Genomic DNA, 15,361 nt, shown 5'->3' on the forward strand with positions numbered 1-15,361 from the left:
AACACTGGGCCTTGACGATCTGAAGAGTGAATGCGGCTCCGCGCCGCGGTAAGAATCCACGGCAACCCATGCACGTGAACTTGCTTCACTGTACAACGCCGCCCCGGACAACGCAACACGCGTCCGAATCATAGTTCCAGACAGCGAAAACCTTTGGTTGAAGCCGATCCGAGCCGGTGGGCCCGAACCGATGCGTGCGGTTATGTGACCAATGCGACGGCCATGCGGAACAATCCCATGGATTGGGGAAGAATATGAAAAACGCGCGCCGAATATGCTCGACGCGCGTTACGATGCTGACGGTACCGTCAATCAGCCGATCAATCGATCAGTCCGATCGATCGGCACGAACCGACTACTTCTCCTCGTGATAGGACTTGTCGGTGTTCACGGACCAGACATTCTCCTTGGTCGCCTTGCCGGACTTGATATTGTCAACGGCCTCGATGGCGGTGGCCATGGAGTGGTCCATATTGTTGTAGCGATGCTGGCCGTTGCGGCCCACGCAGTACAGGTTGCCGAAACCGTCGAGGTAGTCGATGACCTCGTCGATGCGATCGTAGGTGTCGAAGTAGGCGGGGTACGCCTTCTTGACGCGTTCACGGTGGGAGTCGATGACATCCTCGGGGTTCTCGATGACACCCATGCGCATCAGCTCGGAGACGGCGAACTTCACCGCATCCTCCTCGCTCATGTTCCAGAAGGTGTCGCCTTCCTCGCAGAAGTATTCCAAACCGATCCACACGGTGTCGTCGACATCCTTGACCAGGTACGGGCTCCAGTTGTTGAACACCTGGATACGGCCGACCTTGTAGCCCGGGTCCTGCACGTAGATCCAGCAATCCGGCACGATCGGCGGGTTGCCGAGGGTGGGGATGTCGGTGGTGTTCTCAAGCTTCAGGCAATTGACCAGCAGGCCGACGGTGACGAAGTCGCGGTACGGCAGGCCTTCGGCCACTTCGGTGACGGCTGCGGGGGCGATCTTGGAACCGTCGGCGACGGCCTGTTCGTCCTCGCCCGCGGCGTCAATGGCCTCGACCAGATCCTTGACCGGCATGGAGGAGATGAACGTATCGGCGTTCCACTCGGTGCGGGTGCCGTCGACGGCCTCAGTCACCACGGAGGCGATGTGACCGTCGTCCTGACGCACCTCAACGACCTTGGCGTCGGTGACGACCTTCACGCCCGCGTTCTCGCAGTTGGATTCCACGGTCTCCCACAGCTGGCCGGGGCCATACTTGGGGTACCAGAATTCCTCGATCAGGGAGGTTTCGACCTCGGAATTATCACGCTTCTTCGGCAGCAGCCTCTGGAAGGCGTTCTTCAGCACACCCATGATGCTCAGGCCCTTGACGCGCTGCGCGCCCCAATCGGCCGAAATCTCGGACGGGTGACGGCCCCACAGCTTCTCGGTGTAGCCTTCGAAGAACATCGAATACAGCTTGCGGCCGAAACGGTTGATGTAGAAGTTCTCCAGATTGTCTTCCGGCAGCTTGTGCACCATGGACTTCAGGTAGCTGAAGCCGGCGACCATGGTCAGCTTGAAGCCCATGGCCTTCAACGTGCCGAGGCTCAGGGAGATCGGGTAATCCAGGAAGTGCTTGTTCCAGTAAATGCGGGAGACGCGGTGGCGCTTGAGCATCACCTTGTCTTCGACCTCGGGATCCGGGCCGCCCGGTTCCATGTCATGCTCGCGATTGAGCTTCTTATCATCGTAGGAGGGCGCACCCTGCAGCGGAAGCGTGTTCTTCCACCAATCCATGATGCGATCGTCCTTCGAGAAGAAACGGTGGCCGCCGATATCCATGCGGTTCCCATTGTGCTTCACGGTGCGGGAAATGCCGCCGAATTCATGGGTTTCTTCCAGAACAGTGACGTCGTACCTATCGGCACCGCCGTCCTTGATCAGTTCCCAAGCCGCGGTCAGGCCAGCAGGGCCACCGCCGATAATCACTACGGACTGCTTGTCGGTCACGTCCATTCTCCTTACGTCAAATCACGCATATTCTACTAGAGCCACAGGAGGAACATCCGATCCGTAACCAAATCGGCATCCTTTCCCCATATATGAGCCTGCAACCGCACGCTCTTCCCTTGGGTTCCAACTATAGAAGTCACGCCCGCCAAACCGGCGGGAGGCCTGAATCAGCCCATGTCGTCCGGTATGTCGATATCCGTTTTCTGCACTTCCTCGACGTTCACATCCTTGAACGTCAGGATGCGCACGTTCTTGACGAAGCGGCTCGGACGGTACACGTCCCACACCCATGCGTCCGTCAGCTGCACGTCGAAATAGACGTCCTGACCGGCGGAACGGACGTTGAAATCGACCTTGTTCGCCAGATAGAACCGACGTTCGGTCTCCACCACGTAGGTGAACAGCTTGATGACGTCACGGTATTCCTTGTACAACGCCAGTTCGGCGTCGGTTTCGTAATTATCGAGATCTTCGGCGCTCATTCCCTTGCCTTTATGCTCCTATGACCTTCCGGCCACGCCATGTGCCATGCCGGACCATCGGGCCCGTCCGGCCATCCGGCCGGATTACCACTGTACCCGTTCGTCTGCCGGGCTTCGTCGGCTACTTGTCGTTGCCGCGCTTGCGACCACGGCCAAGCGTACGCCACCATGCACCCTTCGCGGCCTTGCCCTTGCCTTGCGCATAAGGCCAGTTCGATTCCTCGCCGTCGGACGCGGCATCGGGGGATGCTCCGCCCTTGCCTTCCGATTCGCCGCTGTTGCGCACGTCGTCCGCAGCCGTGGCACCCGCCACGCGATCAGCGGGCTCGCGAACCGACTTGCCTTGCAGCTTCTCGGCCTCGCTATCGGCTTCATTCCGCGCAGCACCCAGACCCTGCTGGATGGCGATGGAATGCTCGCGGGCGCTCAGCGCCTCCTTCACACCCGGATTGTCTTCGATCACGTGCATGCCGAACGCGTCGAGCGAACGAATCGGATCGTATTCGTCAGCAAGCGTGTCCATGACGATGAGATCCTGATAGCGGTTCTGTGAGGCGTTCCACAGCGCGTCGCGGGAAGTGCCGGACGGCACGAAGCCGAGCGACTGGTATACGGAGACGGCTCGGGTGTTCTGTTCCGGCACGGACACCCAGATGCGGTGCAAACCGAGGCCGGCCGGTTCCGGCGCGAAACCGTAGGTCATCACGCGCGGCATGATGTCGCGGGAGTAGCCGCGGCCACGGTAATCCTGACCGAGAATCACCTGAATGCGGGCGGATCGCGCCCAGCCGTCGATGTCGATAAGGAAGATCATGCCGATCACGTTGTCGCTGTCGGCGGCATCGATCTCACCGTCACCGTCATGGTCGCTTTCCGTGATGACCGACCATGCGATGGTGCGACGGGCCTCCGGGTCGCCGACACCGGATTCGGTCGGCGCCTCACCGAGGCTCCAGGCAACGGAGCGACGTACCCAGGCGTGCACGGCGGCACGTTCCGCCACGCGATCCTTGCCTGTGATTCCGGAGGCTCCCGGATATGCGTCGATCGCATCCATCTTGTCGAGATCCTCGACGGTCGCCGGACGCAGGCGCACCATTTCACCGCGTACGGGAGGGATGGTGATACGGGCCGGCAGCTCTCGAGATTCCGACTGTGCAGCGTTCTCTGGCATGAGTGTTCATCCTTGCGTCATTACAGGTGTGGATTTCCCCACATCCATTCCGACGGTATTCTACCCGACTGGAGGATTACTGGGAACAGAACACGGCAATAGGTGCATAACCGGCACGAACCGAGCGGAATCACGCTGGAATTATTCCGGAATCACGCTGAAATTAGACCGAATCGCGGCGGATTACGGCGAATCGCATCGGGAACACGCCCGCCAGCGGCAAACCGACAGCACCAGCGGCAGCAACGGTACGGCAACGGTGACGAGCGAAACGAAACGGGGCGCACACCGAATCGGTGTACGCCCCGCAATCACGACTCACGACCAACGGCCCGCGCCGGGCATCCGCCCGCGCGAACCGGCAAGTCGAGCCTGTCAACTTGCGCTCATGCGATCACTCGATCACTTGAGCTTGCCCATGACCACCTTGGTGACGGCCTTCGCGTCGGCCTGGCCGCGCGTGGCCTTCATCACGGCGCCGATGATGACGCCCATCGGCTTCATGTTGCCGCTCTTGAGCTTTTCGACGACATCCGGGTTGGCTGCGAAGGCCTCGTCCACGGCCTTGTCGATCAGACCATCGTCGGAGACGATCTTCAGGCCGCGCTTCTCGACGACTTCGCTCGGCGTGCCTTCACCGGCGAGCACGCCGGCCACGGTCTGCTTGGCGAGCTTGTCGTTCAGCTTGCCGTCGGCGATGAGCTTCTCGACTTCGGCCACATCGGCCGGGGTGATCGGCAGCTCCTCCAAAGTCACGCCCTTGGCGTTGGCCTCGCGGGACAGCTCGCCCAGCCACCACTTGCGTGCGCCGGCGGCGGTCGCGCCCTCGGCCACGGTGGCTTCGATCAGATCCAGCGCATCCGCGTTGAGGATGTCGCGCATCTGCAGGTCGCTCAGACCCCACTCGGCCTTCAGACGGTTGCGACGCTCACGCGGCATCTCCGGCATCTGGGCCTTCATCTCTTCGATGTGCTCCTTGGTGATGTGCAGCATCACCAGATCCGGATCCGGGAAGTAACGGTAATCGTCGGCGTCGGACTTCACACGGCCACCGGCGGTGGTCTGCGAAGCCTCATCCCAGTGACGGGTCTCCTGCAGGATTTCGCCACCCTCGGAGAGGATCTGCGCCTGGCGGCGGATCTCGTACTGCACGGTCTTCTCGATGCCGCGGAACGTGTTCACGTTCTTGGTTTCGGAACGGGTGCCGAACGGATCGCTCGGGTTGCGGCGCAGCGACACGTTCACGTCGGCGCGCATATTGCCCTGCTCCATGCGGGCGTGGGAGATGTTCAGCGCACGCACGATGTCGCGGATGGCACGCATGTAGGCGCCCGCAATCTCCGGGGCGCGCTCGCCCACCCCTTCGATCGGCTTGGTCACGATCTCGATCAGCGGCACGCCGGCGCGGTTGTAGTCGACCAGGGAATGGTCGGCGCCTTCGATACGGCCATCGGCACCACCGACGTGGGTGTTCTTGCCGGCGTCATCCTCGATGTGCGCACGCTCGATCGGCACACGGAAGATGGTGCCGTCGTCGAGCTCGACATCCAGATAGCCGTTGCCGTTGGTCGGCTTGTCGTACTGCGAGATCTGGTAATCGCGCGGCATATCCGGGTAGAAGTAGTTCTTGCGGGCGAACTGGCTCCACTCGGCGATTTCGCAGTGCAGGGCAAGGCCCAGCTTGATCGCGTAATCGACGGCGGTCTTGTTCACCACCGGCAGGGAGCCCGGCAGACCCAGGGAGACCGGGGTCAGCTGGCTGTTCGGCTCGCCGCCGAAGGAGACTTCGGCAGGGCAGAACAGCTTCGTCTTGGTGGACAGCTCCACGTGCGTTTCCAGACCGAGCACCGGGTCAAACTGCTTGACGGCCTCGGAGTACTTCATCAGTTTTTCAGCCATGATGATTCCTTAAATCCTTTCCGATCCGTCGATCTCACTTGGCCTGGCCGTTGAGCCAGGAAGCGTTCAGCGACTTCCAGATCGGGCCGTTCCACTCATCCTCCAGCGCGGCTTCGAGGGCCGCGGCCGGCTTGTACATCACTTCGTCACGCTGCTGCGGCGCGATGAACTGGAAGCCGACGGGCAGACCGTCATCGCTCAGTCCGGCCGGGATGCTCATGGCCGGAACGCCGGCGAGGTTGGCCGGGATGGTGGTGATATCGATGGCGTACATGGCCATCGGATCCTCGGTCTTCTCGCCGAACTTGAAGGCGGTGACCGGGCTGGTCGGGCCGACGAGCACGTCGACCTTCTCGAAGGCCTTCTTGAAGTCGTCGATGATGAGGGTGCGCACCTTCTGCGCGGAGCCGTACCAGGCGTCGTAGTAGCCGGCGGACAAGGCGTAGGTGCCGAGGATGATACGGCGCTTGACCTCGTCGCCGAAACCAGCTTCACGGGTGTAGGCCATCATGTTGGCGGCAGTCTGCGGCACGTTGTCCGGCGGCATCACGCGCAGGCCGTAACGCATGCCATCATAGCGGGCCAGGTTGGAGCTGACCTCGGACGGCATGATGATGTAGTACGCGCCCAGGGAGTAAGGCAGGTGCGGCAGGGACACTTCGGTAACCTCCGCGCCCATCTCCTCAAGCTTCTTCACGCCCTCGTTGAAACGAGCCTCGACGCCCGGCTGGAAGCCATCGCCGCCGAGTTCCTTGATCAGGCCGACCTTGAGGCCCTTCAGATCGCGCTTCATGCCTTCGCGGGCGGCGGCGACCATCGGACGCGGGCCTTCCGGGATGGACGTGGAATCACGCTTGTCGTGACCGCCGATGATCTCCTGCAGCAGCGCGGAGTCAAGCACGGTACGGGAGCACGGACCGATCTGATCGAGCGAGGACGCCATGGCGATGGCACCGAAACGGGACACGCCACCATAGGTGGGCTTGACGCCGACGGTGCCGGTCAGTGCGCCCGGCTGGCGGATGGAACCGCCGGTATCGGTGCCGAGGGCCAGCGGGGCTTCGAACGCGGCCACCGCGGAAGCGGAACCGCCGCCGGAGCCGCCGGGGACGCGGTCGGTATCCCACGGATTGTGGGTGGTCTTGTATGCGGAATGCTCGGTGGAGGAGCCCTGAGCGAACTCATCCAGGTTGGTCTTGCCGAGGATCGGCATGCCCGCGGCCTTGAGCTTTTCGATGACGGTCGCATCGTACGGGGGGATCCAGCCTTCGAGGATCTTGGAGGCGGCGGTGGTTTCGATGCCCTTGGTGACGATCATGTCCTTGATCGCGATCGGCACGCCCGCCAGCTCCGGCATGGCGGCCTTCTCATCGGCGCTCTTGGCGTCGAAGGCGTCTGCCTGTTCACGGGCTTCGTCGGCGGAGACCTTCAGGAAGGCCTGCACGCTCGGTTCAGCGGCTTCGATGACCTGGAGGTGGGCGTCGACCAGTTCACGGCTGGAAACATCGCCCTTCTTGATGGCCGCGCCCATTTCGGCGGCGGAAAGCTTGACCAGTTCCTCTACGTTCGCCATGCTCACTCCTCGCTTCCCAGAATGCGCGGGGCAACGAACATGCCCGCTTCGGTTTTCGGGCCGCCGGCGAGCGCCTCGGCCTGGGTCAACGGCTTCTCAGGAACGTCGGGACGCAGGTAGGCTTCCAGCGGAATCGGGTTGGCGGTCGGTTCAACATCGTCGGTGGCGACTTCCTGGACCATGTCGATGGAGTCGGCAATGACATTCAACTCGCCCTGCAGGCGGGTAATTTCTTCATCGCTCAGTGCGATTCGGGCCAAGTCGCCCAAATGCACGATTTCTTCGCGTGTAAATGTAGGCATGCCCATAACTATATGTGCGTTATGTGACAGTGCGGCAAACCGCTCTCCATATGGTATCGGGGGGATATCGCCCGAATATCGGCGCGATATCCGGGCGATTGACACGGGTGCGGAAGCACCCGGCGCGACACGCCTTACGTCGTCCGCGCCGTCTTATTCCGCCACGCCGCCGATCACGGCATGCTGCGCGATCCAACTGTGCATGGCCACCGCCGCGGCCGCGCCGTCTTATTCCGCCACGCCGCCGATCACGGCATGCTGCGCGATCCAACTGTGCATGGCCACCGCCGCGGCCGCGCCCGCGTTGATCGAACGCACCGATCCGAATTGCGAGATGTACACCACGTCATCCGCCAGTTCAAGCGCCTTGTCGCTCAAACCCGGGCCTTCGGCGCCGAACAGCAGCAGGCAGCGCTTCGGGAACGCGTACCGTTCCATGGGAACCGCGCCGGGAATGATGTCCATCGCGATCACACGCGCGGCTTCAAGCTCGCGGATGCGCGCTTCGGCGGCATCCACCTGCGCGGTGCGGGCGGCGAGCGCCTGCGTATCACCACGCTGCGCGGCCTGATGGGCGTGGAGCGCGGCGGCTCCGGCTTCGGCGCGGGCGGCGGCGATTTCGCCGGCGATGCGGTTATGCCAGCAGTCCACCAGTTCGGCGATCGACGGATGGTTCTCGACGTGCTGGTACAGCTCCGTCATCAACGCGCCCTTGCGGTTCCACTTGTGCGGTCCGACGATGTGCACGCGTCGGGCTTGGAACGCGTTCGCCGTGCGCACCATGGAACCGATGTTGAAATCGTGCGTCCAGTTCTCCACGGCGACTTCGAAATCATGGCGTCCACGCGCATCCAGATCGGCTTTGATCGCCGCGACCGTCCAATAGCGGTATCGGTCGAGCACGTTGCGCCGGTCGCCTTCGTCGAGCAGTTGGCTGTCGTACTTGGGGTCGGTCGGGCGCGGTTCGCCCGGATGCGTCTGCTCCCACGGGCCTACGCCGATTTCGCGGAATGTGGGCTCGCCGGAGGCTTTCGCGGCCACGTCGATGGGGTGCGGCGCGTGCATCAGTGCAGCTCGGATTCGTCGAACAGCTGCACGAAGGGCAGTTCGTGGCGTTCATCGGTGACGGAGTTGATCACTTCGATGCGCTTCGGCTCGCTGCCGCCGAGCCCGCCGACCATGGAGGCCACGGCCACCACGCTCGCGCCCTCATGCTCCACCACGGAGAAGTCGAGGCTCAGCTCGTTGCCGTTGCGCAGCGTGACCAGCGAGGATGTCTGCACATAGGACTTTTCGGACAGCCACGCGTCGAGCAGCACCACACGCTTGCCTTTGATCGACGGACCCTTGATCGACGGGTACACGAAGTCCATCACGAAGCCGTCGACGTCCTCGCCACGGGAGGCTGCGGCCTGCACCACCGATATCACCAGCGGCACGGCGGCGGCGGTCAGCGCACCCACCGCGTCGAAATCGTCGACGGAATACCCGGCGTCCTCCAACGCGTCCAGCAGCAGATGGCCCATGACCGTGGCACCGCGATGGTCGAACGTGACGGCGGCCAGTTCGGAGAACGGTCGGCCGGCCGCGCGTTCACGCAACAGTTCGAGCAGCTGGTCGCGCGGTTCGAGGGATGCGAAGTTCAATGCGTCGGAAGCGTTGCCAGAGGCGGCTTCGGCGGGGGCGTTCGACGTGCCCGCAACGGTGGGGCGGAATCCAGAATCAGTCATACCGCCCAGTGTACGGACCCCTCTTCCCACTACCCGAGCTTCCCCCGTTGCCGTCGTTTCCCGTTGCCGTCGCGCTTCCCGCAGCTTCGGCCCATCCCGTCACTTCGCTTCCGACTACTCCCCGCGCTCATCCTCCTGCACGGCGGCTTCGGGAGCCGTGAGCTCGGTGACGTTGATTTTATCGGAATCAAGCATGGGCACTTCGCCGATCACCGTGCTGGGGTCGAGGTTCTGCAGTTTACGCGCGGTGGGCAGCACGCGGCTTTCCAAGCTGGAGACGAACGCGTTGTAGGCCGCGACGGTGCGTGTGAGCTGCGTGCCCAGTTTGGTGGCGTGTTCGCCGAGCTTGGCGAAACGTTCGTACAGTTCGCGCGACAGGTCGAAGAGGGTTTTGGCGTCGTCGGTGAGGCTTTGCTGCTGCCATGCGTAGGCGACGGATTTGAGCACGGCCCACAGGGTGACGGGTGAGGTCAGGGCGACTTTGCGGGCGAACGCGTCGTCCAACAGGGTCGGGTCCGTTTCGAGCGCGGCCTGCAGCAACGCCTCGTTGGGGATGAACGCGACCACGAAATCGGGGGCCGTGCTGAACGCCTGCCAGTACGCCTTATCGCCCAGCACGCGCACATGCTCGCGCATGGCCTTGGCGTGCGCCCGCATCAGTTCCGCGCGGCGGGCGAGGTCGGCCGGCGACGCCGTGTCCGGGATGGTGCAGGCGCGCTGGTAATCGGAATACGGCACTTTGGCGTCGATGGGAATGGTTTTGCCGCCGGGCAGATGCACCACCATGTCCGGTCGCTGGTCATGGCCGGCGGCGTCCTTCACCATCACCTGCGTATCGAAGTCCACGTGTTCCAGCAGGCCGGCGGATTCCACGATATTGCGCAGCTGCGCCTCGCCCCATGCGCCGCGGATCTTGTTGTTGCTCAGGGCGGCGGACAGCGCATTCGTCTCCTTATCGAGGCGCGTCTGCTGTTCGCCCAGGCCTTTCAGCTGCTGGCCGAGGGCGCCCATTTCACGCTTGCGTCCCTCTTCGATTTCGATCACCTTGTTTTGCAGGGCATCGAGGTTCTTCTGCACGGGGGCGAGCGCTTCGATCACACGGCTTTGCTCCTGCAAGCGCTGCGCCTGTTCGGCCCGCTGCGCCTCGGCTTGGGCGGCGGCGCGTTCGCGCTCGTGTTCGATGCGGATCTGTTCGGCACGCTGAGCTTGGGCCAGTTGGGATTTCACGAAGATGAGCTGCTGGTTTGCCCCGTCCAGCTGGGCGCGCATTTCCGCACGGGAGGTTTCGAGTTGGGCGATTTCCGTCCGGGCGGCTTCAAGCTGCTCGTTGAGGGATTCCGCGTCCTCGTTCTGAGGCCGGTAGGAGCCGTCGGCCACCTGCGACCTGCCCACGTTCAACCCGGCCACGGCTCCCACCGCAACGCCGATGAGCAACATTATTACCATTGGAATCCAAGTCACATCCATGCCTTTCAGTATGGCAACGGTACGATACAGCGTGATGGCCGGGCCGATTCACGGCCCTGTGTGGGCCGCGGCGGCGCATGATGCCGGCTCACCCGCCGTTCTTCGCCGGTTTCCGTCACTTTCCACCGTCGTTCAGCCTGGACGCCGCCGCAGCCCACCCGTCACCCACCGCAGCCCGACCGTTGTTCAGCCACTGCTCACCCACTACTTCGCTTATATATGGCAGATTCCGGGGTCGGCATATTGCTAGGTGGCTTATATATGGCACCGATATGCGAATACCCGGAGTATGCACGTTGGAATTCCAACGCTCATACTCCGGGTATCGCGTTTTGAGTGCCATATATAAGCCACCTGGCGTTTCCCGGGACTGCGAATCCGCCATACATAGGCGAGATACCCGGCCGGAGGCCCTGCCGGGCGCCCCTACGAGCGCCCGCCGGCCCCGCCGCGCGATTCAGGCGGCGTACTTCGCCGGGTCCTTATCGAAGGTTTCGGCGCAACCGGGGTTGCAGAAGAAGTAGGTCTTCCCCTCGTATTCACGGGTCGCGGCGGCGCCGGCCGGGTTCACCGTCATGCCGCACACCGGGTCCTTCGCGCCCTCGCCCGCGGCGGTGTGGCCGCCGCAGCAGCTCTCCTTCTTGGCCTTGTGATCGCTGAACAGTCCCATGATGGTTCCTTTCCTGATGTTGGTATTTACTTGGTAGTCATGTGGTTTCGCCGGGTCGAACAGGCGTAGTCTGCTGGCGTTGCTTACCACGCACAGCGACGAGAACGCCATGGCCGCACCGGCGATCATCGGGTTGAGCATCATACCCGTGAACGGGTAAAGGATACCGGCCGCGATGAGGATGCCCACGCTGTTGTAGCCGAGCGCGAAACCGAGATTCTGGCCGATGTTGCGCAAGGCCGCGTGGGCGAGGTCGATTTCGTGCACCAGGCCCATCAGCGACCCGCTCATCAACGTGACGTCGGCGGATTGGATGGCCACATCGGTGCCGGTGCCGATGGCGAAGCCCACATCCGCGCGGGCCAGGGCGGGCGCGTCGTTGATGCCGTCGCCGACCATGGCCACGGTGTACCCGTTCGCCTGCAGTTTGGCAATCTCATCGGCCTTGTTCTCCGGCCGGACTCCGGCGACCACGTGGTCCACGCCCACCTGTTTGGCGACGGCCTTGGCCGTGGTTTCGTTGTCGCCGGTGAGCATGGTGACGGCGATGCCGTGGGAGCGCAATGCCGCGATGGCCTGCACCGAATCAGGTTTGACGGTGTCGGCCACCGCGACGATGCCCGCAAGCTCGCCGTCGACCGCGATAAGCATCGGGGTTTTGCCCTGACCGGACAAGCCTTCCATATCGGCGATGATGGCGTCCAGATCCTCGTCACCGATGGATGGCATACCCACATCCAAGCGGTCGATGAGATCCGTATTACCCACGGCGACGGCATGGCCGTCGACCTCGCAGGTGACACCGAGCCCGGCATGGACGCGGAATCGACCACGGTTCAACGCGTCGGCGGAAAGGTCGCGGCGCTTGGCTTCGGCGATCATCGCCGCGGCCAGCGGATGTTCGGAATCATGTTCGGCCGCGGCGGCGAGCGTCAGCAGGCGATCAGGATCACGCCGCCACGCGCCCAACGGCAGGATGTCGGTGATCGACGGCTTGCCTGCGGTGATGGTGCCGGTTTTGTCGAGCACAATGGCGTTCACCCGTCCGGATAATTCCAATGCTTCGGCGGACCTGATCAGCACGCCCATCTGTGCCGCCCTGCCGGTGGATACCATCACCGATAACGGCGTGGCCAAGCCGAGCGCGCATGGGCAGGCGATGAGCAGCACCGACACCGCGGCGACCAGGGCGTGGACGACCCGCGGTTCCGGGCCGAACGCGAACCACATCGCGCATGACCAGACCGCGATGAGCACCACCAGGGGCACGAATATGGAGCTGATGCGGTCGGCGAGACGCTGCACCGGCGCTTTGGAGCTTTGCGCGGTTTTCACCATCGCCACGATGCGCGCGAGCACGGTGTCCTTGCCGACTTTCGTGGCACGATAGCGCAGCGATCCGGCGCCGTTGATCGTGGCACCGGTCACCTCGTCACCCACCGTTTTGGCCACCGGCATGGGTTCGCCGGTGATCATCGATTCATCGACCGAGGACGAGCCCACGAGCACCTGGCCGTCCACGGGAAGCCGCTCCCCCGGACGCACCGCGATGATATCGCCCACGACCACGTCATCAATGGGAATGTTCCGTTCCTCGCCGTCGCGCACCACGCATGCGACGCTCGGCCGCAACCCCATCAGCGAGCGGATGGCTTCGCCCGTGCCTTTACGCGCCCTCGCTTCGAGCAGCTGCCCGACCAGCATCAGCGTAATCACCACGCCCACGGCCTCATAGTAGGGTTCGCGCGAATTTCCCGGCAGTATGCCGGGCGCGAAGGTGACGACCAGCGAATACAGGAATGCGGCGGCGGTGCCCATGGTGACGAGCGCGTTCATTTCGGGGGAACGATGCACGATGGCCGCCCAGCCGCTGCGGAAGATCGGCAGCGCCGCGTAGCCGACGACGGGCAGCATGCACAGCAGCTGCCCCCAGGCGGGCATGTGGTACAGCATGAGCATGGACGAGCAGAACACGGGGATCGTGCACACCGCGGCCACGATGAGCCGGTGGATCAGTGTCCTGATCTCGTGGGCGTCGTCGATGCTTTGGACGGCGGTTTCGTCCGCCTCTTCCCGCGAGGTCTCTTGCATACCGGCCTGTGCATTGGTCTGCGCACTGGTCTGCACATCAGCCGGAACGGTCTGCGCCTCGGGGGACGCCGTTGTGCCGTGATGCCTGCCGGGCAGCACCCGCAATGTGCCATGCAGCATGTTCATGCCGCAGGCGAAACCGTATTCCCCCGGTTCGGCGGGTTGCAATGTGACCGTGGTGGAACGGAACGCCGGCAGGACCTTATCCACGCCGAAATCGGAAAACACCACGTGGGAGGAGCATTCGCCGTCCTCCTTGCGGTCGAACACCAGTCTGAGCGGTACGCCAGCCTCGGCTTCGATAACCGACGGACTGTACCCACCCTTCACTTCGATGACGGCTTCCTGCATGCCATCCTCAAGACGAACGCGGTACGCCTTGCGCGGCGCGAAGAAGAACCAGGCGATGCCAGCCGTGGCCAGCACTGCCAAGGCGATCGCGATCACAGCCTGCATATGCGTTTTCCTTCTCTCGGTTGTCTGAAAACAATCACACCATATATCGGCGCGGAGCGCGGAAAAATCTCGTATCGCGCCCAGCGGAACCGGCGCGGCGAAGTACGCGGCCCAAGTCTCGCGGCGGAGCTGGCGGAGCGTTCATAGGGCGCTCAGCGGGGCTCCCGGCCAGCTATCTTGCTCTTCTCCCGGCATCCGCTTGGCCCAGCCCGTGGGTTTGACGGAGCTTGCGAGTAGGCATCTCGCCTATGTATGGCAGATTCCGGAGGCATCAAAACGCTAGGTGGCTTATGTATGGCACTCAAAACGCGATATCCGGAGTATGTGCGTTGGAATTCCAACGTGCATACTCCGGATATTCGCATATCGGTGCCATACATAAGCCACCTAGCAACATGTAAACCCCGGAATCTGCCATACATAGGCGAAGTAGCGGGTGGGTGGTGGTTGAACCGTGCAAGTGATGGTGGACGGTGGGTGAGCGGCGGCTGAACAACGGTCAGGCTGCGGTGGGTGACGGGTGAGCTTCCGCGGACCCCAAGCCGGACGACGGCGGATAGCAGCTAAACCGTGGACGAGACGGTAAAACCGACGAAACCGACGGAGTACAGCGAAAACGGCACCGTGCGACGCCATGGCACCGTGCGCTTCGCCGTCTTGGCAACAAAAAGGCCCGCTGCCGTAAGGCAGCGGGCCGGAAATCACACGCGAGCGTAGGTCGCAATCAGATGAACACCTTGAACAGGGCGGCACCTGCGATCGCGCCCAGAATCGGGGCCACGACCGGAATCCACGCCTCGCCCCAGCGGGAGGAACCCTTGGCCGGAATCGGCAGGATGGCGTGCAACAGTCGCGGCATGAGATCACGGGCCGGGTTCAGGCCAGGACCGGTCGGACCGCCCATGGAGGTCACGAGACCCCACACGATGAAGCCGACCACAATGGATGCGGCGGCCGGGTTCGCCTTGCCCCACGGCAGGCACAGGCAGCACAGTGCGCCGACCACGAGCACGAAGGTGCCGAAGAACTCGTTGAGGAAGTAGTTGAAACGGTCGTTGTGGGCGTCGGTGGTGCAGAAGGTGCCGAGGATGGCGTCAGCGTCCTCGGTCTCCTTGTAGTGCGGGTAGTAGGTGATGTACACGATGAGCTGGCCGACGAGTGCGCCGAGCAGCTGGGCGATGATGTACGGGAGCACGAGGTTCCACGCGAACAGGCCGTTGACCGCCTGGGCGATGGTCATGGCAGGGTTGATGTGTGCACCGGAGACGGCACCGAACATGAGCACGGGGAACATCACGCCGAAGCCGTAACCCATGGCGATGTTCAGCCAGCCGGCGTGGTGGCCCTTGGTGTTCTTGAGTTCGACATTGGCGACTGCACCGTTGCCGAAGACCATCAGAATGGCGGTACCGACGAATTCGGCTGCCAACTTAACGAAAAGTGAGTATTCCACTACTGTTTCCTCTATTAATTGCTTCTTCTCTACAGGATGTTGCGATTCCGCTATAAGCAGACGACATTCCACCCTACTCCCCACGT

Annotated in this window: 11 protein-coding genes; all 11 read right to left on the reverse strand. The window is 63.0% G+C overall.

Annotated features, from left to right (window positions below):
• Window positions 1–355: 355 nt before the first annotated feature.
• A complete protein-coding gene (locus tag BUB29_RS08905) occupies window positions 356–1,975 on the reverse strand; it encodes an NAD(P)/FAD-dependent oxidoreductase (protein WP_033523476.1) in 1,620 nt (539 codons plus the stop codon).
• 170 nt (window positions 1,976–2,145) lie between these two features.
• Window positions 2,146–2,460 carry a DUF2469 domain-containing protein gene (locus tag BUB29_RS08910; protein WP_033523410.1) on the reverse strand — a complete coding sequence of 105 codons (315 nt, stop codon included), beginning with the start codon at window positions 2,458–2,460 and terminating at the stop codon, window positions 2,146–2,148.
• 121 nt (window positions 2,461–2,581) lie between these two features.
• Window positions 2,582–3,634: a GNAT family N-acetyltransferase gene (locus BUB29_RS08915; protein WP_033523408.1), complete on the reverse strand. Its 1,053-nt coding sequence runs from the start codon at window positions 3,632–3,634 to the stop codon at window positions 2,582–2,584.
• A 402-nt stretch (window positions 3,635–4,036) separates the two neighbouring features.
• Window positions 4,037–5,533, reverse strand: a complete 1,497-nt coding sequence (gene gatB / locus BUB29_RS08920; protein WP_033523407.1) for an Asp-tRNA(Asn)/Glu-tRNA(Gln) amidotransferase subunit GatB — start codon at window positions 5,531–5,533, stop codon at window positions 4,037–4,039.
• 34 nt (window positions 5,534–5,567) lie between these two features.
• On the reverse strand, window positions 5,568–7,106 hold the full coding sequence (gatA, locus tag BUB29_RS08925; protein WP_033523406.1) for an Asp-tRNA(Asn)/Glu-tRNA(Gln) amidotransferase subunit GatA: 1,539 nt from the start codon (window positions 7,104–7,106) through the stop codon (window positions 5,568–5,570).
• Window positions 7,107–7,108: 2 nt separating this feature from the next.
• The gene (gene gatC / locus BUB29_RS08930; RefSeq protein ID WP_033523475.1) at window positions 7,109–7,408 is read right to left on the reverse strand and encodes an Asp-tRNA(Asn)/Glu-tRNA(Gln) amidotransferase subunit GatC; all 300 of its coding nucleotides are present in this window, start codon (window positions 7,406–7,408) and stop codon (window positions 7,109–7,111) included.
• 228 nt (window positions 7,409–7,636) lie between these two features.
• On the reverse strand, window positions 7,637–8,473 hold the full coding sequence (locus tag BUB29_RS08935; protein WP_033523404.1) for a TrmH family RNA methyltransferase: 837 nt from the start codon (window positions 8,471–8,473) through the stop codon (window positions 7,637–7,639).
• Window positions 8,473–9,138 (reverse strand): type I phosphoribosyltransferase, encoded by a 666-nt coding sequence (locus BUB29_RS08940; protein ID WP_033523403.1) that lies wholly within the window; start codon window positions 9,136–9,138, stop codon window positions 8,473–8,475. The genes BUB29_RS08935 and BUB29_RS08940 overlap by 1 nt, the downstream gene beginning before the upstream one ends.
• Window positions 9,139–9,252: 114 nt before the next feature.
• The gene (gene rmuC, locus BUB29_RS08945) at window positions 9,253–10,605 is read right to left on the reverse strand and encodes a DNA recombination protein RmuC (protein ID WP_033523402.1); all 1,353 of its coding nucleotides are present in this window, start codon (window positions 10,603–10,605) and stop codon (window positions 9,253–9,255) included.
• A gap of 457 nt (window positions 10,606–11,062) precedes the next feature.
• Window positions 11,063–13,822, reverse strand: a complete 2,760-nt coding sequence (locus tag BUB29_RS08950; protein WP_033523401.1) for a heavy metal translocating P-type ATPase — start codon at window positions 13,820–13,822, stop codon at window positions 11,063–11,065.
• A 724-nt stretch (window positions 13,823–14,546) separates the two neighbouring features.
• Window positions 14,547–15,275 carry an MIP/aquaporin family protein gene (locus tag BUB29_RS08955; protein WP_033523400.1) on the reverse strand — a complete coding sequence of 243 codons (729 nt, stop codon included), beginning with the start codon at window positions 15,273–15,275 and terminating at the stop codon, window positions 14,547–14,549.
• Window positions 15,276–15,361: the final 86 nt, after the last annotated feature.

Source organism: Bifidobacterium merycicum DSM 6492 (assembly GCF_900129045.1).
GTDB lineage: Bacteria > Actinomycetota > Actinomycetes > Actinomycetales > Bifidobacteriaceae > Bifidobacterium > Bifidobacterium merycicum.